This window comes from Pseudomonas koreensis (assembly GCF_012986595.1).
Classification (GTDB): domain Bacteria; phylum Pseudomonadota; class Gammaproteobacteria; order Pseudomonadales; family Pseudomonadaceae; genus Aquipseudomonas; species Aquipseudomonas koreensis.
Window position 1 is genome coordinate 303,594 of sequence record NZ_JAAQYM010000009.1, and the last position, 25,264, is coordinate 328,857.

Genomic DNA, 25,264 nt, shown 5'->3' on the forward strand with positions numbered 1-25,264 from the left:
CGATACTCTCGACGGTCTCAGTTCACAGCGGACGTCGCTTCGACATGACGCGGTAAGGTCACCCGGATACGGGTGCCGCGCTGGCTTTGTACATCAGCCGGGCTGTCGATGGTGATTTGTCCATAATGCTCTTCAACGATGGAATAGACCAGTGCAAGGCCCAGACCGGTACCTTCACCCGGGTCCTTGGTGGTGAAGAAAGGTTCGAACAATCGATCCATGATGTTCTGCGGAATGCCACTGCCTTCGTCCTCGACGATCAGATCGACCGTGTGTTCGCCGGCTTCGCTCTTGACCCGCACCGCACTGCCCGCAGGCGAGGCGTCACGGGCATTGGAGAGCAGATTGATCAGTACCTGAGCGAGCCGCTGCGGGTCGCCTTCGACCCAGTGATCCGGGTCGCACAGGTTGTAGAACTGCACTTCGAAGTTGCGCCGGTTCAGCGCCAGCAGGCCAATCGCATCCTGCGCGACTTCGGCCAGGCAGACGGGCTCGTCGCTGTGCTGGTGGCTGCCAGCGTGGGCGAAGCTCATCAGCGACTGCACGATGCGCGACACGCGCTTGGTCTGTTCGAGGATCTGCCCGCTGATTTCCGTCAGTTCGCCGTCTTCTTCGCGCTCTTCGCGCAGGTTCTGCGCCAGACAGGCGATGCCGGTGATCGGGTTGCCGATTTCATGGGCCACACCCGCCGCCAGTCGGCCGATGCTCGCCAGACGCTCGGAGTGCACCAGTTTGTCTTCGAGCATCTGGGTTTCGGTCAAGTCTTCCACCAGCAGCACCAGGCCGCTGTTGCCCGGCGCCAACGGTTCGTCGATCGCCGCTTTGTGCAGGTTCAGCCAGCGGGTCTGGCCGTCGAGGGCCAGGTGCTGCTTGTGCAAATGCTCGTCGGGCAGGTTGATGAAGCCTTGCAGCAATTGCTTCCACGGATTGGCAATGGTGCTCAGGCGCGAACCGACCACCCGCTGCGCAGCGATCCCGGTGAGCTCTTCCATGGCCTTGTTCCACATCAGGATCTCTTGATCCTTGGCCAGCGAACAGACGCCCATCGGCAGTTCCTGCAGGGTCTGGCGGTGGTAGCGGCGCAGGGCGTCGAGTTCGGCGGCCAACCCGGTGAGCCGCGAGTGGTAGTCCTCGAGGCGGCTTTCGATGAAGTGGATGTCTTCGGTGACGTAGTTTTCACCTCCGGCCTTGTACGGCAGGAAGGTTTCGACCATGTCTTGCGCCACGCTCGGGCCCATCAGGCCGGAGAGGTTGGCTTCGATCCGGTCACGCAGGCGGCGCAGCGCATAAGGGCGGCGTTCGTCGAACGGCAGATACAGATCGCGCAGCGCCTGCTCGACTTCTTTCTGTGCCGCCTTGGCGCCCAAGGGTTTGGCCAGTTGCGTGGCGAATTCCTGGGGCGAGGCCGCGTGCAGTTCGCGGCGTTGCGGACGACGCACGTTATCCACTGCGCAGGCTTCGGCAGCGCTGGCTTCTTCGGGGCTGGCGTTGGTGAACAGCGAGATCAGGGTGAACATCAGCACGTTGGCCGCCAGTGAGGCGATGGCCGCCATGTGCCAACTGGTGTCGTCCAGCACGTAAATCATGTTCAGCAGGGGAATGTAGAAGCCCTGCAGATTGCCGACCAGCGGCAACAGCATGGTCACCACCCACACCAGAATCCCCGCCAGCAGACCGGCGATAAAGCCGCGACGGTTGGCGGTCGGCCAGTACAGCACCGAAAGCACGCCGGGCAGGAATTGCAGGGTCGCGACGAAGGCGACGATGCCGAGGTTGGCCAGATCCTGTCCGGCGCCAAGCATCAGATAGAAGCAGAAACCGGCCATGATGATCGCGACGATCAGCGCCCGGCGCGTCCACTTCAGCCAGCGATAGATATTGCCTTCGGCCGGCGGCTGATAGAGCGGCAGCACCAAGTGGTTCAGCGCCATGCCCGACAGCGCCAGGGTGGTGACGATGATCAGGCCACTGGCGGCCGACAAACCGCCGACATAAGCCAGCAGGGCCAACGGCTTGCTGTTGGCGGCAATGCCGATGCCGAGGGTGAAGTACTCCGGGTCGGTGGTGGCGCCAAGCTTCAGGCCGGCCCAGAGAATCAGCGGCACCGCCAGGCTCATCAGCAACAAGAACAGCGGCAGGCCCCAGCTGGCGCTGACCAGCGAGCGCGGATTGAGGTTTTCGGTGAAGGTCATGTGATACATGTGCGGCATCACGATCGCCGAGGCGAAGAACACCAGCAACAGTGTGCGCCATGGGCCTTCCTGCAGCGGCGTGTGCAACGCGGCGAGGGCGGTCTGGTTTTGCAGCAGCCACAGTTCGAGCTGTTGCGGACCGTCGAACACGCCGTACAGCGCATACAGACCGACGCCGCCGAGGGCGATCAACTTGATCACCGACTCGAAGGCAATCGCGAACACCAGCCCTTCGTGCTTCTCGCGAGTGGCGATATGCCGGGAGCCGAAGAAAATCGTGAACAGAATGATCAGCGCACAGAACGCTAGCGCGACCCGGCTCTGGATCGGCTCGCCGGTGAGGATGCCGATGGAGTCGGCCACCGCTTGAATCTGTAGTGCCAGCAGCGGCAGCACGCCGATCAGCATGAAGATCGTGGTCAGCGCGCCGGCCCAGGTGCTGCGAAAACGGAAGGCAAACAGATCCGCCAGCGACGACAGTTGATAGGTGCGGGTGATTTTCAGGATCGGGTAAAGCAGCACGGGCGCCAGCAGAAACGCGCCGGAGACCCCGAGATAACTGGAGAGAAAACCGTAGCCGTATTGATAGGCCAGGCCCACCGTGCCGTAAAACGCCCAGGCACTGGCGTAGACCCCCAGCGACAGGGTGTAGGTCAGCGGGTGGCGAATGATCGCCCGCGGGATCATGCCCCGTTCACTGATCCAGGCAACGCCGAACAGCACCGCCAGGTACGCGGCGCTGATCAGGATCATCTGGGTCAGGCTAAAGCTCATCGGCATCTTTTTGGCTCTGCAGGATGAAGGTCACGACAATCAGGATCAACCAGAGCAGATACGGCCGATACCAGGCGCCCGTGGCGTCGATCCACCAATCCATGATGGCTGGCGAAAACAGATAGATTCCCACGACCAGAAGCAGGACCAAGCGATAGATGTACATCCCGGCCTCTCTTTTTTATGCGCGTGCCCGAAAACGTGCGGCGATGGTAACGGATGGCGGCGCGACTGCAAGTGTCGTCATTGCAGTTGCGCCTCGGGCAACGTCAGTGTGCGCGGGATCCTGGATGCATCCCAGCGGGCTGCGCCCCATTTCAGCAACTCCTGCGCTGAAGCGTGGGCCAGTTCGGTGCCGGGGTTTTGCCCTAGTGCACGCAGCGCCCGCAGCAGCAGCGGGGTGGCTTGATCGGCCTCAAGGGGGGGCGAACGGTAGGATTTGCCGAGCTTGTTGCCGTCCGGCTGCGTAATCAGTGGCAGGTGCAGATAGCGCGGCTGGCGCAGGCCCAGCAGTTCCTGCAGATAGAGCTGGCGCGGCGTGGAGTCGAGCAGGTCGGCGCCGCGCACGATGTCGGTAATGCCTTGCCAGGCGTCATCCAGCACCACCGCCAGTTGATAAGCGTAGAGGCCGTCGCGGCGGCGAATCACGAAATCGCCGACATCACGCCCCAGATGCTGGCGAAACTCTCCCTGCACCCGGTCGATGAAGTGATATTCCAGCTCCGGCACGCGCAGGCGAATCGCCGCGTCTTGCTGTTCATGACCGGCATTGCGGCACAAGCCCGGATAAATGCCGTTGTAAGACTCCAGCTGTTTGCGCGAACAGGTGCAGGCGTAGGCCAGGCCGTGATTGAACAGGCTGTTGAGGACTTCGGCGTAGGCGGCATGCCGGTCACTCTGACGCACCATCTCGCCGTCCCACTCGAAACCGTAGCTTTCCAGCGCCTTGAGGATCGCCGCCTGCGCGCCGGGCTCTTCCCGGGGCGGATCTAGATCTTCCATGCGCACCAGCCAGCGTCCGCCCACCGCGCGCGCGTCGAGGTAAGAGGCGAGGGCAGCGACCAGCGAACCGAAGTGCAGGTGGCCACTGGGGGTGGGGGCGAAGCGTCCGATGTAGGCGGGGGAGGTTTTGGCAGTCATGGAGTGAAACTACTTTTCAGGGCGTGCGCAGGTCAACTTGTAGGAGTGAGCCTGCTCGCGATAGCAATAGGTCAGACAACATAGATGTTGAATGTCAGGCCGCTATCGCGAGCAGGCTCACTCCTACAGGGCAAAAGGCAGAAACAAAAACGGAGCGTTCGCACGCTCCGTTTTTCGTTCAGGTCGAGATTACTTGCCGACCTGCTTTTCCTTGATTTCAGCGAGGTTCTTGCAGTCGACGCACATGTCGGCGGTAGGACGGGCTTCGAGGCGCTTGACGCCGATCTCGATGCCGCAGGAATCGCACCAACCATATTCACCGTCTTCGATCAACTGCAGTGTCTTGTCGATCTTCTTGATCAGCTTGCGCTCGCGATCACGGGCGCGCAGTTCGAGGGCGAACTCTTCTTCCTGACTGGCACGGTCGGCCGGGTCGGGGAAGTTGGCTGCTTCGTCCTTCATGTGATCAACAGTGCGGTCGACTTCCTGCATCAAGTCCAGTTTCCACTTGGTCAGGATCTTGGTGAAGTGCGCGCGCATGGGCTTGCCCATGTACTCTTCGTCTTTGGCCTGAACATAGGGTTCGAAGCCACTGATCGCCGTTTGCTGCTGTTGCTTTGCTTGGGTGGGCATGAAATGGACCGCCTCTACTCTTGTAATCCATTGCGCAGGATTGCTCCATCACCGACACCTGCCGGCCCTGCGGCTGCAAGCGGGCGAACTTACCAGATCAATTCGGCCTGCGCTACTCCCGGATGTCGAGGCCCCGGCGGGTGGCGCTTGCAAATGTTTGGCAAGCCGTGTCTGGCGGTGTGGGAGACCTGTTCAATCACTGATTTTAGTCAATCCTGGAGCGTACGTGCGTATCGTTACAGTCCAGCGTTCTTGAGGCTGTGACCGCGACGGGTTCTCGCTCGTTCCGGCAGATGGGTAGAATCGTCTCTTTTTCGCCGCCGAAGGAAAACCAATGGCTCAGCCCTACAGTGCGCGCAGTCGTGCGATCGAACCGTTCCATGTGATGGCGCTGCTGGCGCGGGCCAACGAATTGCAGGCCGAGGGTCACGACGTGATCCACCTGGAAATCGGCGAGCCGGACTTCACCACGGCCGAGCCGATCATCCGTGCCGGGCAAGCGGCGCTGACGGCGGGCAAGACCCGCTACACCGCCGCACGGGGCATTCCCGAACTGCGCGAGGCGATCTCCGGTTTTTATCAAACGCGTTATGGCCTGAACATCGATCCACGGCGGATCCTGATCACGCCCGGCGGCTCCGGCGCCCTGTTGCTGGCCAGTGCCTTGCTGGTGGATCCCGGCAAACACTGGCTGCTGGCCGACCCGGGTTACCCGTGCAACCGGCACTTCCTGCGTCTGGTCGAAGGCGCGGCGCAACTGGTTCCGGTCGGGCCGGAGGTGCGTTATCAACTGACTCCGGATCTGGTGGCGCGGCACTGGGACCACGACAGCGTGGGAGCCTTGGTGGCTTCGCCGGCCAACCCGACCGGGACAATCCTGACCCGTGATGAACTGGCCGGGTTATCCACAGCGATCAAGGCGCGGCACGGGCATCTGGTGGTGGACGAGATTTATCACGGCCTGACCTATGGCACCGAGGCAGCGAGCGTGCTGGAAGTTGATGACAGCGCGTTCGTCCTCAACAGTTTCTCCAAATATTTCGGCATGACCGGTTGGCGTCTCGGCTGGCTGGTAGCGCCTGAGGCGGCCGTCGGCGAGCTGGAAAAACTCGCGCAGAACCTCTACATCAGTGCCCCGAGCATGGCGCAGTACGCTGCGCTGGCCTGTTTCGAACCGGACACCATCGCCATTCTTGAAGAACGCCGCGCCGAGTTCGGCCGCCGCCGCGACTTCCTTCTGCCGGCGTTGCGCGAGTTGGGTTTCAACATCGCCGTGGAGCCGGAAGGGGCGTTCTATCTTTACGCTGATATCAGCCAGTTCGGCGGCGATGCCTTCGCGTTCTGCCGACATTTCCTCGAAACCGAGCACGTAGCCTTTACGCCGGGGCTGGATTTCGGTCGCTATCAGGCCGGGCACCATGTGCGTTTTGCCTACACGCAAAACCTCCCTCGCTTACAAGAAGCGGTGGAACGAATCGCCCGTGGCCTGAAGAGCTGGCAAGGCTGATGCGCTTTTATCCGGCTCTGGAAGAAGCGCGGCTGATCCGCCGCTATAAACGGTTTCTCGCTGATGTTGAAACGCTCAACGGCGAACTGTTGACCCTGCACTGCCCGAACACCGGCTCGATGCTCAATTGCCAGGTCGAGGGCGGGCAGGTGTGGTTCAGCCGCTCCAACGACCCCAAGCGCAAGCTGCCCGGGACCTGGGAAATCGGTGAAACCCCGCAGGGCCGGCTGTTTTGCGTGAACACCGGGCGCGCCAATGCGCTGGTCGAAGAAGCGTTACAGGCTGGGGTTATCAGTGAGTTGAACGGCTTCACGGCACTTAAACGAGAAGTGGCGTATGGGCAGGAAAAGAGCCGCATCGACTTTCGCCTCGAATACCCGAGCGGCCCGGCCTACGTGGAAGTGAAAAGCGTCACCCTGGGGTTCGACGGGACAAATGTGGCGGCGTTTCCCGACGCAGTCACCCAGCGTGGCGCCAAGCATCTGCGGGAACTGGCGCATCTGGCCCGTGACGGCATTCGTGCGGTTCAGCTGTATTGCGTCAATCTCAGCGGGATCGACGCGGTGCGTCCGGCCGAGGAAATCGATGCGGCCTACGCGGATGCCCTGCGCGAGGCCGTCGCGTGCGGGGTCGAGGTGCTGGCTTACGGCGTACGGTTAAACCATGAGGAGATGGTGATCGACCGTCGACTGGACGTCTTGCTCAACGGTTAAACATCGATCCACAGCCCTTCGGCATCTTCGCGGCAAGGGATAGCCGTCAGTGATTGCCCGGCACAGGGGCCGGCAACACATTCGCCGTCCTCGATCAGAAACAGTGCGCCGTGGGTGGCGCACTGGATCAGGCTGTTGCTGGGGTCGAGAAACTGGTCGGGCTGCCATTCCAGGCCAACGCCGCGGTGCGGGCAACGGTTGATATAAACATAGGCCTGACCATTGCGGCGCACGGCAAACAATTTGTTGCCGTCGATGTCGAACCCACGGCTGCCGGCCTCGGCCAGATCGGCCCCCGCGCACAAAAACTTCATGGCTATCCTCAAGTGTCGGCTCGTAACGGGAAATGTCCGAGCTTGACGTTTAAATGCAAACAATTATCAAATGGCCGCCTTCATTCGCCATACGGTGACCGATGCCTAGGATACTGGGCCCGCTGTCCCGCTGCGCGGAAAAACCTGTTCAAGGAAGCTGTGTATGCGCCTGAAAACCCGCGTGGCTGTGCTGTGTGTCGGACTGCTCGCCAGCCTGCAGGTGCTGGCGGCCGATTTGCCACAACGCTGGGTCAGTGCCGGCGGGGCGCTCTCGGAGTGGGTGAGTGCCTTGGGCGGCGAATCGAAACTGGTCGGCGTCGACACCACCAGTCAGCATCCGCAATCCCTGCAAGCACTGCCGAGCATCGGTTATCAGCGCAGCCTGTCGGCAGAAGGCATTCTCAGCCTGCGCCCGGACATTCTCATCGGCACCGAAGAAATGGGGCCACCGCCGGTCATCGCTCAAGTGAAGAGCGCCAAGGTGCGGGTTGAACTGTTCTCGGCGCAACCGGATCTGCCGACGCTGGAGAAAAACGTTACGCATCTGGGGCAGTTGCTGGGGGCGCAAGCGCAGGCGACGCAGTTGTTGGAGCGTTATCAACAGCAGCTGAAGGCGCAGCAATCCCGGGTCGCCAAGTTACAGGCCCAACATGAAGCTCCCGGTGTGCTGGTGCTGATCGGGCATGCCGGTGGCAAACCGTTGATCGCCGGCAAGGACACCGCTGTCGACTGGCTGTTGCAACAGGCCGGCGGGCATAACCTGGCGACGCATACGGGTTACAAACCCTTCTCCGTGGAGTCGCTGGCCGGGCTCGATCCCGAGGTGCTGGTGTTCGCTGATCGCGCGCTGAGCGGTGAGGCGGCGAAAGCGGCGCTGTTCAAGGAAAACCCGATTCTCCAAGCAAATCGCGCAGCCAAGGCCGGACGAGTGCTGGAGCTGGATCCGACGCTGCTGGTTGGCGGGCTCGGGCCACGTTTGCCAGCGGCGGTGCAACGTCTGGCTGACGGTTTCTACCCGGCCAAGGGCAACCCATGACCCCATTGGTCAAACCGCGCAGCCTGTTCCTCGGCCTGATACTGCTGTGTCTGCTGGCCATCTGGCTGTCACTGGCGCTGGGGCCGGTCAGCCTGCCGCTGTTCGATACCTTGCGCGCTGCATTACGCATGCTCGGCTTGCCGCTGGCGCCGGACGGCCTGGAGCAGGCTGAGCTGATCCTCGGGCAGATTCGCTTGCCCCGCACCTTGCTCGGGCTGGCGGTCGGCGGCGTGCTGGCGCTGTCCGGTGTGGCGATGCAGGGCTTGTTTCGCAATCCGTTGGCCGACCCCGGGTTGGTCGGGGTGTCCAGCGGTGCGGCGTTGGGCGCGGCGGTAGCGATTGTCGGTGGCTCATTGTTTGGCGGTTTGCCGGAGTGGTTCGGGCCGTATCTGTTGTCGGCGTGTGCGTTTCTCGGTGGGCTCGGGGTGACCGCGCTGGTTTATCGGCTCGGCCGCCGCAACGGTCAGACTAATGTGGCGACCATGCTGCTGGCGGGGATTGCCCTGACGGCGCTGGCAAGCTCGGCGGTGGGGCTGTTCACCTATCTGGCGGATGACGCGACCCTGCGCACGCTGACGTTCTGGAACCTCGGTAGCCTCAATGGCGCCAGTTACGCGCGGCTCTGGCCGTTGCTGATCATCAGCACCGGTGTGGCACTGTGGTTGCCGCGTCGCGCCAAGGCCTTGAATGCCTTGTTGCTAGGTGAGTCCGAAGCGGGGCACTTGGGTCTTGATGTCGAGCGACTCAAGCGAGAGTTGGTGTTTTGCACGGCGCTGGGTGTCGGTGCGGCCGTGGCGGCCGCGGGGATGATCGGCTTCGTCGGGCTGGTGGTGCCGCACCTGGTGCGCTTGCTGGCCGGGCCGGATCATCGCGTGCTGCTGCCGGCCTCGGTATTGGCCGGGGCCAGTCTGTTGTTACTGGCGGATCTGGTTGCGCGGCTCGCGTTGGCGCCGGCGGAGTTGCCGATCGGTATTGTCACTGCGTTTATCGGTGCGCCGTTCTTCCTTTACTTGCTATTGCGAGGACGTGCCTGATGCTGCGTGCGCACAATCTGCACGTCCGTCGCGGGCGCGAAACAGTGCTCAGCGAAGTCACCCTGCACCTTGAACCGGGTGAAGTGCTGGGTGTGCTCGGGCCGAACGGTGCCGGTAAAAGCACACTGCTCGGCGCACTGTGCGGAGAGCTGGCGGCCAGTGAAGGCGAGGTTTCGCTGGAGGGTCAGGCCTTGAGCCACTGGGCGGGCACGCAGCGCGCTCAGCGTCTGGCGGTATTGCCGCAGGTGTCGACGCTGGACTTTGCCTTTCGCGTCGAAGAAGTGGTCGGCATGGGCCGCTTGCCTTACCAGAGCGGTCGGGTGCGAGATGACGAGATTGTCGCGGCAGCCCTGAATGCCGCGGATGCCGGGCATCTGAGCGGTCGCAGTTATCTGGCGTTGTCGGGCGGCGAGCGTCAGCGCGTGCATCTGGCGCGGGTGCTGGCTCAGTTGTGGCCGGGGCAGGCCGGGCAAACCCTGCTGCTGGACGAACCGACGTCGATGCTCGATCCGCTGCATCAACACACGACGCTGCAAGCGGTGCGCGCATTTGCCGACCGCGGCGCGGCAGTGCTGGTCATCCTGCATGATCTGAATCTGGCGGCGCGCTATTGTGATCGTGTGCTGTTGCTTGCAGGCGGACGCCCGGTGGCGCTAGATACACCGCAGCAGGTATTGCGACCGGATACGCTCAAAGCCGTGTTCGGTCTTGAAGTCTTGGTGCAGCCGCACCCGGAGCGTGGGCATCCGCTGATCATCGCCCGCTGATTCTCATCGAGGTGATGGCATGCGTTGGATGTGGCTATTGATCGTGTGGTTGCTGGCGGGGTGTCAGCATGTTGCCGCGCCGCCGCCGCCGATCAGCGGCGAGATTCGCGATCTGCGCAGCGGTCAGGTGCTGACGGCGCAGGAACTGCTGACGCGTCTGGCCAAGCCGCAACAGCTGATCATTGGCGAGCAACATGACAACGCCGATCACCACGCCGCGCAGTTGTGGCTGTTGCAGGCGCTCGGTGAACAGCGGCCCCAGGGCAGCCTGCTGCTGGAAATGCTCACGCCAGATCAACAGTCGAAAGTTGATCAAGTTCGTCACGCGACAGCGCCGCCCACTGATCTTGCCGGCGCCTTGGCCTGGCAGGACGGTTGGGACTGGAATCTCTATGGCCCGATCGTTCGGTTCGCCCTCACGCAACCGTATCCGCTGTTGGCGGCCAATCTGGATAACAGCGAAATTCGCGCGTTTTATCGTCAGCCGCCAGATTTGAGCGGTGCGCGCAGCAATGCGGCCTCGGTGCAGGCCACCCTGCTGGAGCAGATCAGCGACTCACACTGCGGCTTGCTGCCCACATCGCAGATGCCGGCGATGCTCGCCGTTCAGCAGCAACGTGATCGGCGCATGGCTCAGCGGTTGCAGGCAGCGCCCACGCCAGCCGTGTTGTTGGCGGGGGCCTGGCATGCGCGCAAGGATGTTGGCGTGCCGCTGCATGTTCTGGATTTGGGCGCTGCTCAGGCGCCGACGGTGCTGCTGTTGGCCGAGCAGGGGAGCGAAGTCAGCGCAGCGATGGCTGATTACGTCTGGTACACCCCGGCAACACCCAAGCAGGATTACTGCGCGCAGATGCGCAAACAGTTCGGCCAATGACTTTTCCACAGGCAAAAAAAGACCCGGTAAAAACCGGGTCAAATAACCGTGATTAGCCTGATGAGGAGATAATCTGAGAGTCCGAACCAAGGGCTTTTCAGAATATCGACTGATCTCGCGACCAGTTGTGATAATCATAGCGATTCTCATTATCGAGTCAACCACTGTTTTTGCATTTGCTTGATTTAGTCATGCCGACGGTCGCAGCGCCCCGGAAACACGGGGCCTGGCGCTAACCTTTGAGTGCGCTCAGCTGGGTGATCTGCTGGTTGAGCTGGCCGATCCGGCGCGCCATGCTCTCAATCAGGCTGTGAGCGATTTTCGGATTGTTGCGCGTCATGCTCAAAAACTGATCGCCGGGAATCAGCATCACCGTGCTGGGCTCGCGAGCGATGACCGTGGCATTGCGCGGCTCACCGGTGAACACCGCCATGGCACCGAAAATCTCGTCTTTGGGCACGTCGCCGACCTTGTGCCCGTCAACAAATGCTTCGGCATGCCCATCGATGATCACAAAGACGTGATCGGCCACATCGCCCTGCTGGATCAACACCTCACCGCTCTCGACCCGCTTGAAGCCATTAGTGCTGCGAAACTCCCGCGGCTTCAGCTCAGCCACCGCGTGGGCCAGCATTGCCATCTGCCCCAGCAGGTACTCCAGCAGTTGCTCGGCCCGTTCGGGTCCGGCAAACACATGTTGCAGCAGTTCAGCGCGCCTAAAAGGCAGCAATCGCAATGGCCCGTCACTGCACAGACGGCAGTCGGCCCAGGCTTGACCTTGCTGCAGACCGATCAAGTCGCCTTCCTGCCAATAAAAAACCGCGCGGCCTCCGAGGCAGCCGTTGATCACGCCTTCTGTCAGCAGAAACAACTGATCGGCAGGTAATTGTTGCAGCAGATCGTCAGTGGTTTGCAGCTCCAGCGCCGGTCCGCTCGGCGTAAGCCCTTCGAGCCAGCGACCAGGCAAGCTCTGTAAACGATTGATCAGTGCATCGACCGGTGCCGACTGTTCCCCAAGCAAATACATGGCCGTCAGCGCCCGTTCAATTCTTGTGCCGCGCGGAAATGGCCTCGAGCTGCTTGTTCAAGGCGTCTTTGCGTTCGGCCGGGATGTCGTTCCAATGCACATCCATCAGCGCCCCTTCGATCGCATACAGCAACACCTTCGATGCGCGAAACCCACGGGTACGCACCGCCCGATAGGCGTCCACCGCCCCAAGGCGACGCAAGTCCGAGGCGCTGTGGATGCCCACGGCATGCAGCCACTGCGCCGACGTCTTGCCAAGATTCTTCAAGTGTTGCAGTTCATCATTCATCAAGCCTCCTTGCGACGGCCGAATGGTGCGTGGGCGAGCTTCTCAGGAGTGTAGCCATCAGTAGGAAAAGCGTGGTTGTTTGGTCGGATTAGACGCAAATGCTTCTAAGAAAAGGGCGGTGTAGGAGGGGGCGAAAGGTCTGCGGACGCAGGTAGACGGGGAGAGTTGCCAATAAATGTGGGAGCGAGCCTGCTCGCGAAAGCGGTTCAACTCTCACATTCATGTCGACTGACACTGCGTATTCGCGAGCAGGCTCGCTCCCACCGGGCGGGTGTCGTGTCGGAGAAACGGGTGTATCAGCGGGTGCGATAACGCAAGCGGGTACCAAAATTCATCGACATCAGGATTTCGTCGGCACTCAGTTCCGGCGGGAAGTACGCTCCGGAAATCTGTGCGTGGGCCAGGCTTGCGCCTTCCAGTGATGAATTTCGGAAATCAATGCCGCGCAAATCGGCGGAACGGAAGTACGCGTCCCGGAAATCCACGCCATCGGCATTCAGTTCACGCAGGTCGAGACCGCGGAAATCGCCGCCGACCATGTCGATCGGGCTGTCTTTCGGGCGTTCCTTGTTGAAGCCTGCGATGTCGTCTTTGTGCAGCAAGGCATAAAGCGGGGTGTCGAGAAGTTTCGGCTGGCTCATGTCACATCACCTGTTGGTTTTATGACGCCAGTATAGTGCCACTATTTGACGGCCGTGAAGCTAGCGAGGGCTTCACGGCCGAAATAGTTTCTTACAGGCCCGGCAGACGCTGGCGGATTTGCGCGACGACGGTGTCGAGAGTCCCGCTTTCATTGGTTTGCACGCGTTTGCTGCGCAGGATTTCTTCTGGCGTCAGGGCTTCGCGGTTGGCCTGTTGCGCCTCGATCACGGCCAACGTGGCGTCAGACGGATCTTTTTTGTCGGCCTGACGAATCGCCAGCCAGCTCTCGATCACTGCTTGCGGCGCGTTGCAGTCAAGGATCAGGAACGGTGTGCCAGTGGCTTCGGCCACTTTCGCCGCGTCGTCACGTTGCTCGCGCTTGAGGTAGGTCGCATCAATCACCACCGGGAACCCGGCGTGCAGGATGACATCCGCAATTGTGTGCAGGCGGGCGTAGGTGGCAGCGCTGGCATCGGCGCTGTAAATCCCGGCCTGCACGTCGTTGGCCACGGTTTGTTCGCCGAACAGGCGCTTGCGCTCGACGTCGGAACGCAGGCGAATCGCGCCCAGTGCTTCGACCAGGCGCATCGCCACATGGCTCTTGCCGACTGCCGATACACCGTGGGTGATGGCCATGAAACGCGAAGGAATGGTGCTGTAGCTTTCTGCCAGGTTGGCGTAGTTGCGGTATTGGCGCAGGGTGGTGGCGCGCTGCACCGGGGTAGCGTCCGCTGGCATGCTGAACAGCGCAACCTTGGCGCGAACCAGGGCGCGGTAGGCTTTGTAGAAGTTCAGCACTTCCAGGCCTTGATAGTCGCCGGTCAGTTCCAGGTATTGGCTGATGAAACGACGGGCCAGGGATTTCAGGCCACGGTCTTCAAGGTCCATCGCCAAGAAGCCGGTGTCGGCCCAGACGTCGGTGAAGCGGAACGGTTCGTTGAACTCGATGCAGTCGAAGATCACCACTTTGCCGTCGATGACCGTGGCGTTGCCCAAGTGGATGTCACCGTGACATTCGCGGGTGAAACCCTCGGTCTTGCGCTGGGCGAACAGTGGCTTGAGGCGTTCGAAGCTGCTTTCGGCCCAGGCTTTCAGCGCTTCGAGTTGCAGCAGATCGTTCTTGTCGCTGAGGAACGGCAGGATCTGTTCGAAGTTTTGCGAGACCGGCGCCATCACTGCATCCGGGGTGCCGGCTTCGTGCTCGGCCGGAACCTTCGGTGCGCTGAGGTGGAAGTGGGCGATCTGCTCGGCCATTTCGTCGATGTGCTGAGTGGTCAACTCACCGTTGGCCTGCAGGGTGTTGAGCAGGCCGGCCTGCGGGAACTGACGCATTTTCAGCACGTATTCGATCACCGGGCCGTCGCCGCCCAGTTGTGGCGCCTCGACGCTGCCGGTGACCGGCAACACGTCCAGATACAAATCATCGGTCAGGCGCTGGTTCAGGCGCAGTTCTTCAGCGCAGAAATGTGCGCGCGATTCCAGACCGGTGAAGTCGAGGAAGCCGAAATTCACCGGCTTCTTCACTTTATAGGCAAAGGGACCGGTGAGGATCACCCACGAGATATGGGTTTCGATGACCTGGAACCCTTCGACGGGGTGCGGGTAGAGGGCCGGGTTTTGCAGGGCAGCGATCAGTGACTGGCTCACGGGCGATCCTTCAGAGACTGGGAAATTCGAGGTCGCCATTATGGCCGCTCGCCAGCCCGACGCAAACCTCGGAGCGCTCCTGTTGAGTATGAATAAAGTGCGTATAATCCGCCGCCATGACTCGAACTCGATCCCCTCGTACCAAGAAAAAACCACCTGCCAAGGGCCTGCGCCCGTGGTTGGGCTGGGCCATTAAACTCAGCCTGGTCGGCCTTGTGGTGCTGGCCGGCTTCGCCGTTTACCTCGATGCCGTGGTGCAGGAGAAGTTCTCCGGCAAGCGCTGGACCATCCCGGCCAAGGTATACGCGCGTCCGCTTGAGCTGTTCGTCGGACAAAAGCTCAGCAAGGACGATTTCCTCACCGAACTCGACGCCCTCGGCTATCGCCGCGAAGCCGTGAGCAATGGCCCCGGCGCTGCTGCAGTCAACGGCAATACCGTTGATCTGAACACCCGCGGCTTCCAGTTCTATGAAGGCCTGGAAAAAGCCCAGCCGGTGCGCGTGCGTTTCTCCGGCGACTATGTGGCCGAACTCTCCGGGCTCAACGGTTCGAAACTGTCGGTGGTGCGGCTGGAGCCGCTGATGATCGGCGGTATTTATCCGAAAAACCTTGAAGACCGCATTCTGATCAAGCTCGATCAGGTGCCGCCGTATCTGCTGGATACCCTGGTAGCGGTGGAAGACCGCGACTATTACAGTCACTGGGGCGTATCGCCGAAATCGATTGCCCGGGCCATCTGGGTCAACACTTCTGGCGGCAAAATGACCCAGGGCGGCAGTACCCTGACCCAGCAACTGGTCAAGAACTTCTACCTCACCAACGAACGCAGCCTGAGCCGCAAGCTCACCGAAGCGATGATGGCGATGTTGCTGGAGCTGCATTACGACAAGAAAGAGATTCTTGAGGCGTACCTCAACGAAGTCTTCGTCGGTCAGGACGGTCAGCGTGCGGTGCACGGTTTCGGTCTGGCCAGTCAGTTCTTCTTCGGCCAGCCTCTGTCCGAGCTCAAGCTGCATCAGGTTGCGTTGCTGGTCGGCATGGTCAAAGGCCCGTCCTACTACAACCCGCGTCGTAATCCGGAGCGTGCGCTGGAGCGGCGTAACCTGGTGCTCGACGTGCTTGAGCAGCAAGGCGTGGCGACGGCCGAACAGGTCGAAGCGGCGAAGAAAATGCCGCTGGGCGTGACGACGCGCGGCAAGCTCGCCGACAGCTCGTTCCCCGGCTTTATCGATCTGGTCAAACGTCAATTGCGTGAAGACTATCGCGACGAAGACTTGACCGAAGAAGGCCTGCGGATCTTCACCAGTTTCGACCCGATTCTGCAGATGAAGGCCGAGGCGTCGGTCAACGACACCTTCAAGCGTCTGGCGGGGCGCAAGGGCTCCGATGACGTGGAAGCGGCGATGGTCGTGACCAATCCGGAAACCGGCGAAGTCCAGGCGATGATTGGTAGCCGTCAGGCCAGTTACGCCGGTTTCAACCGGGCGCTGGATGCCGTGCGGCCAATCGGTTCCCTGGTCAAGCCGGCGGTGTATCTGACCGCGCTGGAGAAACCGAGCCATTACACGCTGACCAGTTGGCTGTCGGATGATCCGTTGTCGATCAAAGGCGCGGACGGCCAGGTGTGGAAGCCACAGAACTACGACCGCCGTTCCCACGGTACGGTGTTCCTCTATCAAGGGCTGGCGCACTCCTACAACCTGTCCACCTCGCGTCTCGGCCTGGAAGTCGGTGTGCCGAATGTGCTCAAGACCCTTGCGCGTCTGGGCGTGACCCGGGAATTCCCGGCGTTCCCGTCGATGCTGCTGGGGGCCGGCGGCATGACCCCGATCGAAGTGGCGACCATGTACCAGACCCTCGCCAACGGTGGTTTCAATACGCCGATGCGCGGGATTCGCAGCGTCCTGACCGCCGAGGGCGAGCCGCTCAAGCGTTACCCGTTCCAGATCGAGCAGCGTTTCGATCCGGCGTCCATCTACCTGATCCAGAACGCCATGCAACGGGTGATGCGTGAAGGTACCGGCAGCTCGGTCTACAACGTGCTGCCCAAAACCCTGACCCTGGCTGGCAAGACCGGTACCAGTAACGATTCGCGTGACAGCTGGTTCGCCGGGTTCAGTCAGGACCTGCTGGCGGTGGTCTGGCTCGGTCGTGATGACAACGGCAAGACTCCGTTCACCGGGGCGACCGGTGCGCTGCAGGTCTGGACCAGTTTCATGCGCAAGGCCGACCCGCTGCCGCTGGACATGCCGCAGCCGGACAACATCGTTCAGGCGTGGGTCGATTCGCGTACCGGACAAGGCTCTGATGCCAACTGTCCGGGGGCGGTGCAGATGCCGTATATTCGCGGCAGCGAACCGCCACCCGGCGCCGCGTGTGCAAGCGAAACGCCTGCTTCACCGGAGTCGGTGATGGATTGGGTCAAGGGCTGGATGAATTAAGCAAAGAGGGTTTCAAGTGAACAAGTGGTTGATTCCAGCGGTGACCGCCGTGGCTTTGCTCAGCGGCTGCTCTACCGTACAGCGTGGTTCGATCCCGGTGGTGGACTCCGGCACAGCCGTATCCAACAGCGAACGTCTGTCGGCCAACGGCGGTTTCCGCAAGACGACAGTCAAGCGTCCGGTACAAGGCCAGGCGCAATCCCAGGCCATTCCGCAGGGTGATACCGGCGTGGTGGTGATGGTGCCGGGTGGCGGCGCCACGACATCGGCGCCGATCAGCACCTCGCCGATCGTGCCAGGTCCGGCTTCCGGCGGTATCACCGCGGGGCCGTACAACCCGTCGCCGGTCGAGTCGGCGCCGATCAACACCGGCAGCTACAGCATGCCGTCGACACCAAGCGGAATTCCTTCGGCCAGCAGCGGCGGTGGTCTGTCGGCAGACGAGCAACTGGACGGCCCGGTGCTCGCCTTGCTGACCACCGCACAGCAACAGCAGGCCGGCGGCGACCTCAACGGTGCGTCCTCCAGCCTGGAGCGTGCCCAGCGCGTTGCCCCGCGTGAGCCGCAAGTGCTTTATCGTCTGGCGCAGGTGCGCATGGCGCAAGGTGATGCGCCGCAGGCCGAGCAGTTCGCCCGTCGCGCGTTGACCATGGCCAACGGCCGTCCGGACTTGCAAGCCAACCTGTGGGAAATCATCGCGCAGTCCCGTGAGAAGCAGGGCGACTCCGCCGGCGCAGCGCTGGCCCGTCAGAAGGCCAAGGTTTCGCTCTGATGGATACTCGTTTCCCGAAAATCGCCGATCAGTTGCTGCTGATCGAGCGTGAACTGCGCACGCAGGGTTGGTGGGATGAGGTTCAGCCATCGCCCGAAGCCCTGAGCAGTGTCGAGCCGTTTTCGGTCGACACGCTGGATTTCGAGCAATGGCTGCAATGGATCTTCCTGCCGCGGATGAAAATGATCCTCGAACAGGACCTGCCGCTACCCAATGCCTCGGGCATCCAGGAAATGGCTGAGATGGTCTTCGCCCAGCGCAACCTGCAGGGCAAGGATCGACAGCTGCAGGTGCTGCTCAAAGAGTTCGACCGGCTGATCACGGCCTCGCGCTAATACCGCTTCTGTGTAGGAGCTGCCGAAGGCTGCGATCTTTTGATTTTGCTTTCAAAGATCAAAAGATCGCAGCCTTCGGCACCTCCTACAGGTACCTAGTTACAATTCTCGGCTATCTGTTTCTGAGCCTCGACAATACGCTCCTGTCGCTGCGCATCATCCAGCCTTCGCAACTGTCCCTCGACCTCTTCCCTCAACCGCGGATTGTTCTGCAATTGCGCCAGGTTCGTTCGTGCCTGCTCGCAAAACGCCTTGAGCTGCGCCTGCTGCTCGGTTACCTGTTTCTTGACCTTGTCGTCGATGGCTTTCTGATCGCCCAGCGCACCGCCGCCAGGCATCGCTGCGGGTTTGGACGGGGGCGAGGAGGGTGTTTGCAGGGTGGTCGCCGGCTGACCTTGCGGGGGCTGCGCATCAAAGTGTGTGACGCCTTGGGCATCGACCCATTTGTAGATTTGAGCGGCCGAGCACCAGGGGCTGAGGCCGATCAGCAGAGTTAACAGAAGCGTTCGCATGCTGATTCCTTGGCAAAATTGCGCAATTGACGCTAACAGAGTAGCGGTTTTCAGGTTTTTTCTTGCGTTCTCATGTGCTTACCCACAATTAAGCACATTGACGGCTTGACTTGGAGAGGGCGAAACAGAAGAATCCAAAGTCCGCTGTAGAGGGACTGCCAGAAGCAGACCCACTCGGTAGATCATGAGGCGCATATCCGCGTCGACCTGTTACACCCGCAACGCGTTACCTCGCGCTGGGTGGGAAAGGCCCGCAACACTTGGGACGATCCCAATACTTGCTCAGTCAGTGCTGACGTAGTCGGCGACCACCGTCGCTCATGCTCTGCCGAGAAGTAAACCTATTAAGACCCGCCCCTTTTGTGTGGACGGTATTCTGGCGTTTTAGAGGTGAACAACGTGGAGCTTTTATCTGGCGGTGAGATGCTCGTCCGCTTCTTGCGTGACGAAGGCGTCAAATATATCTACGGGTACCCGGGTGGTGCTCTCCTTCATGTTTACGATGCCCTGTTCAAAGAACCGGAAGTGACCCACATCCTGGTTCGTCACGAACAAGCGGCGACCCATATGGCTGACGGCTACGCCCGTGCCACCGGTAAAGCCGGCGTGGTATTGGTGACTTCCGGTCCAGGCGCCACAAACGCCATCACCGGTATCGCCACCGCCTATATGGATTCGATTCCAATGGTGATCATCTCCGGTCAGGTGCCAAGCACCATGGTCGGTACCGACGCGTTCCAGGAAACCGACATGATCGGTATCTCCCGGCCGATCGTGAAGCACAGCTTCATGATCAAGCACGCTTCGGAAATCCCGGAAGTCATGAAGAAGGCGTTCTACCTGGCGCAATCCGGTCGTCCGGGCCCGGTCGTGGTCGATATCCCGAAAGACATGACCAACCCGGCCGAGAAGTTCGAATACGTCTTCCCGAAAAAAGCCAAGCTGCGCTCCTACAGCCCGGCCGTTCGCGGTCACTCCGGGCAAATCCGCAAGGCGGCAGAAATGCTTCTGGCGGCCAAGCGTCCTGTGCTCTATTCCGGTGGCGGGGTAATTCTGGGCAACGGCTCTGCGCCGCTGACCGAACTGGCGAAAATGCTCAACCTGCCCGTGACCAACACCTTGATGGGCCTGGGCGGTTTCCCTGGCACCGACCGTCAGTTCATCGGCATGCTCGGCATGCACGGCAGCTACACCGCCAACCTGGCGATGCACCACGCCGACGTGATCCTGGCAGTGGGCGCGCGTTTCGATGACCGTGTGATCAACGGCGCGGCGAAGTTCTGCCCGAACGCCAAGATCATTCACATCGACATCGACCCGGCTTCGATCTCCAAGACCATCAAGGCCGACGTGCCAATCGTTGGCCCGGTGGAGAGCGTCCTGACCGAAATGGTCGCGATCCTCAAGGAGATCGGCGAGACCCCGAACAAGGAGTCCGTTGCCAGCTGGTGGAAGCAAGTCGATGAATGGCGCGGTGATCGCGGCCTGTTCCCTTATGAAAAGGGCGACGGCAGCCTGATCAAGCCGCAGACCGTGATCGAAACCCTGTGCGAAGTGACCAAGGGCGATGCCTTCATCACTTCCGACGTGGGCCAGCACCAGATGTTCGCTGCGCAGTACTACACGTTCAACAAGCCGAACCGCTGGATCAACTCCGGTGGCCTGGGCACCATGGGCTTCGGTTTCCCGGCGGCCATGGGCATCAAGTTGAACTTCCCGGATGACGACGTTGCCTGCGTCACCGGCGAAGGCAGCATCCAGATGAACATCCAGGAACTGTCGACCTGCCTGCAATATGGCTTGCCGGTGAAAATCGTCATCCTGAACAACGGTGTTCTGGGGATGGTTCGTCAGTGGCAGGACATGAGCTACGGCAGCCGTCACTCGCACTCTTATATGGAGTCGCTGCCTGACTTCGTCAAACTGGCTGAAGCCTACGGTCACGTCGGCGTGCGCATCACCGATTCGAAAGATTTGAAATCGAAGATGGAAGAAGCGTTCGCCATGAAAGATCGTCTGGTGGTGATCGATATTTCGGTCGATACCAGCGAGCACGTCTATCCGATGCAGATCAAAGACGGCTCCATGCGCGATATGTGGCTGAGCAAGACGGAGCGTACTTAATCATGCGGCACATTATTTCCCTGCTTCTGGAAAACGAACCCGGCGCTTTGTCTCGCGTAGTCGGCCTGTTCTCGCAGCGCAACTACAACATTGAAAGCCTGACGGTGGCCCCGACCGAAGACCCGACTCTGTCGCGTCTGACGCTGACCACCGTCGGCCATGATGAAATCATCGAGCAGATCACCAAAAACCTGAACAAGCTGATCGAAGTGGTCAAGCTGGTGGACCTGTCGGAGAGCGCTCACATCGAGCGCGAGCTGATGCTGGTCAAGGTCAAGGCCACTGGCGCCCAGCGCGCCGAGATCAAACGCACCACCGATATTTACCGTGGACAGATCGTCGACGTCAGTGCCAGCGTGTATACCGTTCAATTGACCGGTACCAGCGACAAGCTCGACAGCTTCATTCAGTCCATCGGCACCGCATCGATTCTGGAAACCGTCCGTAGTGGCGTGACCGGCATTGCCCGCGGCGACAAAGTACTCAGCATCTAAACCAAATTAGCGAATGGCCTGAACGGCCTGGATATATAGGGGAAATTCATGAAAGTTTTCTACGATAAAGACTGCGACCTGTCGATCATCCAGGGCAAGAAAGTTGCCATCATCGGTTACGGTTCCCAGGGCCACGCCCAAGCGTGCAACCTGAAAGATTCCGGTGTCGACGTTACTGTCGGTCTGCGTAAAGGTTCGGCCACTGTTGCCAAAGCCGAAGCTCACGGCCTGAAAGTGACTGACGTGGCTGCCGCTGTTGCCGGCGCCGATCTGGTCATGATCCTGACCCCGGACGAGTTCCAGTCCCAGCTGTACAAGAACGAAATCGAGCCGAACATCAAGAAAGGCGCCACCCTGGCCTTCTCCCACGGCTTCGCGATCCACTACAACCAGGTTGTTCCGCGTGCCGACCTCGACGTGATCATGATCGCGCCGAAAGCCCCGGGCCACACCGTGCGTTCCGAGTTCGTGAAGGGCGGCGGTATCCCTGACCTGATCGCGATCTACCAGGACGCTTCGGGCAACGCCAAAAACGTAGCCCTGTCCTACGCTGCTGGTGTGGGTGGCGGTCGTACCGGCATCATCGAAACCACCTTCAAGGACGAGACCGAAACCGACCTGTTCGGCGAACAAGCCGTACTGTGCGGCGGTACCGTTGAGTTGGTAAAAGCCGGTTTCGAAACCCTGGTTGAAGCTGGCTACGCGCCGGAAATGGCCTACTTCGAGTGCCTGCACGAACTGAAACTGATCGTTGACCTCATGTACGAAGGCGGTATCGCCAACATGAACTACTCGATCTCCAACAACGCTGAGTACGGCGAGTACGTGACCGGTCCGGAAGTGATCAACGCCGAATCCCGTCAGGCCATGCGCAACGCCCTGAAACGTATTCAGGACGGCGAATACGCCAAAATGTTCATCAGCGAAGGCGCAACCGGCTACCCTTCGATGACCGCCAAGCGTCGTAACAACGCCGCTCACGGTATCGAAATCATCGGCGAGCAACTGCGCTCCATGATGCCGTGGATCGGTGCCAACAAGATCGTCGACAAAGCCAAAAACTAAGTCGTCGTCCCTTGTATGAAAAAACGCGGCCTCGGCCGCGTTTTTTCGTTTGAACCGGAGGTTCTGGTATAAAGCTGCAGCGTTTGTGGCCGAACCGTCGTCCCAGACACCTGTCGAAACTTTCCAAATACGTTGCAAGGTAATGTCCATGAGCGAACGTCCCGAAGAGCCGAACCAGGCTTCTGACGCCGAAAGCCTGCTGCCCATCGATGAACACATCGAGGAAGGGCACGACGCAGAAGGTCGTAAAGTCCGGCATCGTGGTATCTATCTGCTGCCGAACCTGTTCACCACTGCGAACCTGTTTGCAGGGTTTTATTCCATCATCAACTCGATGAGTGCCCAGGCGGCCTTGAGCGCCGGGGACTCGGCGAACGCGAGCAAGTATTTCGCGTTCGCCGCGATCGCGATCTTTGTCGCGATGGTGCTCGACGGCCTCGATGGCCGCGTGGCGCGCATGACCAATACGCAAAGTGCATTCGGCGCCGAGTACGACTCGCTGTCCGATATGGTTGCCTTTGGTGTGGCGCCGGCGCTGCTGGCCTTCGGCTGGGCGTTGGGTGACATGGGCAAAGTCGGCTGGATGGTCGCCTTCATCTATGTGGCCGGTGCAGCGTTGCGTCTGGCGCGCTTCAACACCCAGGTCGGTACGGCCGACAAGCGCTACTTCATCGGTCTGGCCAGCCCGGCAGCTGCCGGCGTGGTGGCGGGGATCGTCTGGGCGTTCAGCGATTACGGCATTCAAGGTTCGAAGATGTCCTTCCTGGTTGCCTTGATGGTCGCGGCTGCCGGCATGCTGATGGTCAGCAACATCAAGTACAACAGCTTCAAGGAGCTGGATCTGAAGGGTCGCGTGCCGTTCGTGGCGATTCTTGCCGTCGTGCTGGTGTTTGCCGTGGTCTTCAGCGATCCACCGCGCATTCTGCTGCTGGTGTTCCTCGCTTATGCGGCTTCCGGCCCGGTGCAATACCTGCTGCATCTTCGTCGTCACAAAAACGCCGAGTGATGTAATTTCCCGCATACTCCGCAGTCTATGGGTGCATCTGTCCTCCAAAGCTGCGGAGTTGCCATGCTGATCAAAATCCCCAAAGCTTCCGACTGCCATGAGTCGGAAGTCACGCCTGAATTCATTTATCTCTCCCGTCGTCAATTGCTCGGAGCTACCGCCGCCGGCATCGCCGTGAGCAGCTTGCCGCGTTGGGCTGCCGCGGAAGAGGCGGCACGTTATGCCGACGTCGAGCCGGGGAAGGCGCCGGCCTGGTTTGCCGACAAGCTTTCCTCTACCAAGTGGGGAGCGGTCAACGTCAAGGATGAGGCGATCACGCCTTATAAAGACGCGACCCATTACAACAACTTCTATGAGTTCGGTACTGACAAAGGGGATCCGGCAGCCAATGCCGGTTCGCTGAAAACCGAGCCGTGGAGCGTGGTCGTGGATGGGGAGGTCGGTAAACCCGGGCGCTATGCGCTGGAAGACTTCATGAAGCCCTATCAGTTGGAGGAGCGTATCTATCGCCTTCGCTGCGTTGAGGCCTGGTCGATGGTTATTCCGTGGATCGGCTTTCCGATCTCTGCGCTGCTCAAGCAGGTCGAACCCACTTCCAAGGCCAAGTACATTCGCTTTGAAACCTTGCAGGATCCCAAAAGCATGCCCGGCCAGCGCTCGGGTTTTGCCCTGATCGACTGGCCTTATGTAGAAGGCTTGCGTCTGGACGAGGCGATGAATCCATTGGCGATTCTGGCGGTTGGCATGTATGGCCGCGAATTGCCGAATCAGAATGGCGCGCCGCTGCGCTTGGTGGTGCCGTGGAAGTATGGGTTCAAAAGCGTTAAATCCATAGTGCGTATCAGTCTGGTCAGCGAGCAGCCAAAGACAACCTGGCAGAGCATCGCCGCGGATGAGTACGGCTTCTACGCCAACGTTAACCCAACAGTGGATCATCCGCGCTGGACTCAGGCGCGGGAGCGTCGGTTGCCCAACAGTCTGTTCAAACCGAACGTGCGTGATACGCAGATGTTTAACGGTTACGCCGATGAAGTCGCTTCTCTCTATACAGGGCTCGATCTGCGGAAGAACTATTGATGCGATATCCGTACTGGCGTGTAGGCGTTTTCATTGCGGCGGCGATCTGGCCATTGCTTTGGTTTTATCAGGCGTTCGCGGATTTGCTTGGGCCGGATCCTGGCAAAGTGCTGGTGGATCGGCTGGGGCTGGGGACATTGGTGCTGCTGTTGATAACCTTGGCCATGACGCCCTTACAGAAGTTGACCGGGTGGGCGGGGTGGATTGCTGTTCGTCGGCAGTTGGGGCTGTGGTGTTTTGCGTATGTGGTTTTGCACTTGTGCAGCTACATGGCATTCATCCTGGGCTTTGACTGGTCTCAGTTGGGCGTGGAGTTGCGTAAGCGGCCGTACATTATTGTGGGTACGCTGGGTTTTCTCGGATTGTTGGCGTTGGCGGTCACGTCCAATCGCTACAGTCAGCGTCGTTTAGGTGTGCGCTGGAAGAAACTGCATCGGTTGGTGTACGTGATTCTGGGGCTGGGATTGCTGCATATGCTGTGGATCGTGCGTGCTGATCTCAAAGAGTGGGCGATCTATGCCTTTATAGGTGCAGTGCTTTTAGTGCTGCGTGTACCTGCCATAGCGCGTCGAATCCCGCGTTTGCTGACTAAAAAGCGGGTTTTGCAATAAAACTGAAATTAACGGTTGACGGCAGATTCCAGAGGTCTATAATTCGCCCCACTTCCGGCGCAGTCGAAACGGAAAACTCCTTGAGATTCAATGAGTTACGCAGTTTTCGATAGTGGCTCGCTTCAGTTCATCGAAGCCTGGAAGGAGTTGAAAGAGTGGTGATGTTTGGCTCTTTTAACGGTTCGATCTTCTCGGTCGAAAGCGGAGAAAAAGAGGTGTTGACAGCAGCGTGTAACGC

At 60.3% G+C, this 25,264-nt stretch carries 25 protein-coding genes; 15 read left to right on the top strand and 10 right to left on the bottom strand.

The features are described from left to right. Nucleotides 1-17: 17 nt before the first annotated feature. The 4 genes from HBN98_RS26915 to dksA all read right to left on the bottom strand — a co-directional run bounded on the left by HBN98_RS26915 (nt 18) and on the right by dksA (nt 4,739). Nucleotides 18-2,972, bottom strand: coding sequence for a sensor histidine kinase (locus tag HBN98_RS26915; RefSeq protein ID WP_007963899.1), 2,955 nt, complete (start codon nt 2,970-2,972; stop codon nt 18-20). Continuing rightward, entirely contained in the window at nt 2,956-3,132 is a 177-nt protein-coding gene (locus HBN98_RS26920) for a hypothetical protein (protein WP_003176118.1), read from the bottom strand. The genes HBN98_RS26915 and HBN98_RS26920 overlap by 17 nt, the downstream gene beginning before the upstream one ends. Nucleotides 3,133-3,209: 77 nt before the next feature. Next, entirely contained in the window at nt 3,210-4,106 is an 897-nt protein-coding gene (gluQRS, locus tag HBN98_RS26925; RefSeq protein ID WP_083367897.1) for a tRNA glutamyl-Q(34) synthetase GluQRS, read from the bottom strand. 189 nt (nt 4,107-4,295) lie between these two features. Further along, nucleotides 4,296-4,739, bottom strand: a complete 444-nt coding sequence (dksA, locus tag HBN98_RS26930) for an RNA polymerase-binding protein DksA (RefSeq protein ID WP_007909922.1) — start codon at nt 4,737-4,739, stop codon at nt 4,296-4,298. A gap of 334 nt (nt 4,740-5,073) precedes the next feature. Here dksA and HBN98_RS26935 point away from each other — a divergent pair, with 334 nt between their 5' ends. Together HBN98_RS26935 and sfsA are read left to right on the top strand one after the other, a co-directional pair. Further along, a complete protein-coding gene (locus tag HBN98_RS26935) occupies nt 5,074-6,246 on the top strand; it encodes a pyridoxal phosphate-dependent aminotransferase (protein ID WP_083367898.1) in 1,173 nt (390 codons plus the stop codon). After that, nucleotides 6,246-6,959 (top strand): DNA/RNA nuclease SfsA, encoded by a 714-nt coding sequence (sfsA, locus tag HBN98_RS26940; protein ID WP_083367899.1) that lies wholly within the window; start codon nt 6,246-6,248, stop codon nt 6,957-6,959. Before HBN98_RS26935 ends, sfsA begins: the two co-directional genes overlap by 1 nt. Here sfsA and HBN98_RS26945 read toward each other — a convergent pair. Continuing rightward, complete coding sequence (locus HBN98_RS26945; RefSeq protein ID WP_083367900.1) at nt 6,956-7,273, bottom strand: Rieske (2Fe-2S) protein; 318 nt, start codon at nt 7,271-7,273, stop codon at nt 6,956-6,958. The genes sfsA and HBN98_RS26945 overlap by 4 nt on opposite strands. A gap of 163 nt (nt 7,274-7,436) precedes the next feature. Here HBN98_RS26945 and HBN98_RS26950 point away from each other — a divergent pair, with 163 nt between their 5' ends. From HBN98_RS26950 to HBN98_RS26965, 4 genes are read left to right on the top strand one after another with little or no spacing between them, the layout of a single operon-like run. Further along, nucleotides 7,437-8,309 (top strand): heme/hemin ABC transporter substrate-binding protein, encoded by an 873-nt coding sequence (locus tag HBN98_RS26950; protein ID WP_083367901.1) that lies wholly within the window; start codon nt 7,437-7,439, stop codon nt 8,307-8,309. Between the two features lie 50 nt (nt 8,310-8,359). Beyond that, entirely contained in the window at nt 8,360-9,343 is a 984-nt protein-coding gene (locus HBN98_RS26955; RefSeq protein WP_169844083.1) for a FecCD family ABC transporter permease, read from the top strand. Continuing rightward, nucleotides 9,343-10,110, top strand: a complete 768-nt coding sequence (locus tag HBN98_RS26960) for a heme ABC transporter ATP-binding protein (protein ID WP_083367903.1) — start codon at nt 9,343-9,345, stop codon at nt 10,108-10,110. The genes HBN98_RS26955 and HBN98_RS26960 overlap by 1 nt, the downstream gene beginning before the upstream one ends. 19 nt (nt 10,111-10,129) lie before the next feature. After that, complete coding sequence (locus HBN98_RS26965; protein ID WP_083367904.1) at nt 10,130-10,984, top strand: ChaN family lipoprotein; 855 nt, start codon at nt 10,130-10,132, stop codon at nt 10,982-10,984. Nucleotides 10,985-11,216: 232 nt separating this feature from the next. Here the strand turns inward: HBN98_RS26965 and HBN98_RS26970 are convergent, their stop codons facing one another. From HBN98_RS26970 to HBN98_RS26985, 4 genes are all read right to left on the bottom strand, one after another. After that, entirely contained in the window at nt 11,217-12,011 is a 795-nt protein-coding gene (locus tag HBN98_RS26970; RefSeq protein ID WP_083367905.1) for a Crp/Fnr family transcriptional regulator, read from the bottom strand. Between the two features lie 16 nt (nt 12,012-12,027). Then, on the bottom strand, nt 12,028-12,300 hold the full coding sequence (locus HBN98_RS26975; RefSeq protein WP_016773175.1) for a TfoX/Sxy family protein: 273 nt from the start codon (nt 12,298-12,300) through the stop codon (nt 12,028-12,030). A 296-nt stretch (nt 12,301-12,596) separates the two neighbouring features. Next, nucleotides 12,597-12,941 carry a pentapeptide repeat-containing protein gene (locus tag HBN98_RS26980; RefSeq protein WP_083367906.1) on the bottom strand — a complete coding sequence of 115 codons (345 nt, stop codon included), beginning with the start codon at nt 12,939-12,941 and terminating at the stop codon, nt 12,597-12,599. A gap of 91 nt (nt 12,942-13,032) precedes the next feature. Next, nucleotides 13,033-14,589: a bifunctional aminoglycoside phosphotransferase/ATP-binding protein gene (locus HBN98_RS26985; RefSeq protein WP_083367907.1), complete on the bottom strand. Its 1,557-nt coding sequence runs from the start codon at nt 14,587-14,589 to the stop codon at nt 13,033-13,035. Between the two features lie 116 nt (nt 14,590-14,705). Between HBN98_RS26985 and mrcB the strand changes: the two genes are divergently transcribed. From mrcB to HBN98_RS27000, 3 genes are read left to right on the top strand one after another with little or no spacing between them, the layout of a single operon-like run. After that, nucleotides 14,706-17,030 carry a penicillin-binding protein 1B gene (mrcB, locus tag HBN98_RS26990; RefSeq protein ID WP_064589206.1) on the top strand — a complete coding sequence of 775 codons (2,325 nt, stop codon included), beginning with the start codon at nt 14,706-14,708 and terminating at the stop codon, nt 17,028-17,030. 16 nt (nt 17,031-17,046) lie between these two features. Then, nucleotides 17,047-17,802 (top strand): tetratricopeptide repeat protein, encoded by a 756-nt coding sequence (locus tag HBN98_RS26995; RefSeq protein WP_064589205.1) that lies wholly within the window; start codon nt 17,047-17,049, stop codon nt 17,800-17,802. Beyond that, on the top strand, nt 17,802-18,137 hold the full coding sequence (locus tag HBN98_RS27000; RefSeq protein ID WP_083367908.1) for a YqcC family protein: 336 nt from the start codon (nt 17,802-17,804) through the stop codon (nt 18,135-18,137). The genes HBN98_RS26995 and HBN98_RS27000 overlap by 1 nt, the downstream gene beginning before the upstream one ends. Nucleotides 18,138-18,232: 95 nt before the next feature. Here the strand turns inward: HBN98_RS27000 and HBN98_RS27005 are convergent, their stop codons facing one another. Then, a complete protein-coding gene (locus HBN98_RS27005; RefSeq protein WP_083367909.1) occupies nt 18,233-18,649 on the bottom strand; it encodes a DUF4124 domain-containing protein in 417 nt (138 codons plus the stop codon). A gap of 399 nt (nt 18,650-19,048) precedes the next feature. On the opposite strand from HBN98_RS27005, the gene HBN98_RS27010 reads away from it, so the two are divergent. From HBN98_RS27010 to msrQ, 6 genes are all read left to right on the top strand, one after another. Continuing rightward, complete coding sequence (locus HBN98_RS27010; RefSeq protein WP_064590094.1) at nt 19,049-20,773, top strand: acetolactate synthase 3 large subunit; 1,725 nt, start codon at nt 19,049-19,051, stop codon at nt 20,771-20,773. A gap of 2 nt (nt 20,774-20,775) precedes the next feature. Continuing rightward, on the top strand, nt 20,776-21,267 hold the full coding sequence (gene ilvN, locus HBN98_RS27015; protein ID WP_003205610.1) for an acetolactate synthase small subunit: 492 nt from the start codon (nt 20,776-20,778) through the stop codon (nt 21,265-21,267). 48 nt (nt 21,268-21,315) lie between these two features. Beyond that, the gene (gene ilvC / locus HBN98_RS27020) at nt 21,316-22,332 is read left to right on the top strand and encodes a ketol-acid reductoisomerase (protein WP_007959661.1); all 1,017 of its coding nucleotides are present in this window, start codon (nt 21,316-21,318) and stop codon (nt 22,330-22,332) included. Between the two features lie 148 nt (nt 22,333-22,480). Next, nucleotides 22,481-23,338, top strand: coding sequence for a CDP-diacylglycerol--serine O-phosphatidyltransferase (gene pssA, locus HBN98_RS27025; RefSeq protein WP_064589202.1), 858 nt, complete (start codon nt 22,481-22,483; stop codon nt 23,336-23,338). Nucleotides 23,339-23,401: 63 nt separating this feature from the next. Next, a complete protein-coding gene (msrP, locus tag HBN98_RS27030; protein ID WP_083367910.1) occupies nt 23,402-24,415 on the top strand; it encodes a protein-methionine-sulfoxide reductase catalytic subunit MsrP in 1,014 nt (337 codons plus the stop codon). Next, nucleotides 24,415-25,026, top strand: coding sequence for a protein-methionine-sulfoxide reductase heme-binding subunit MsrQ (msrQ, locus tag HBN98_RS27035; protein WP_064589200.1), 612 nt, complete (start codon nt 24,415-24,417; stop codon nt 25,024-25,026). Before msrP ends, msrQ begins: the two co-directional genes overlap by 1 nt. Nucleotides 25,027-25,264 lie beyond the last annotated feature (238 nt).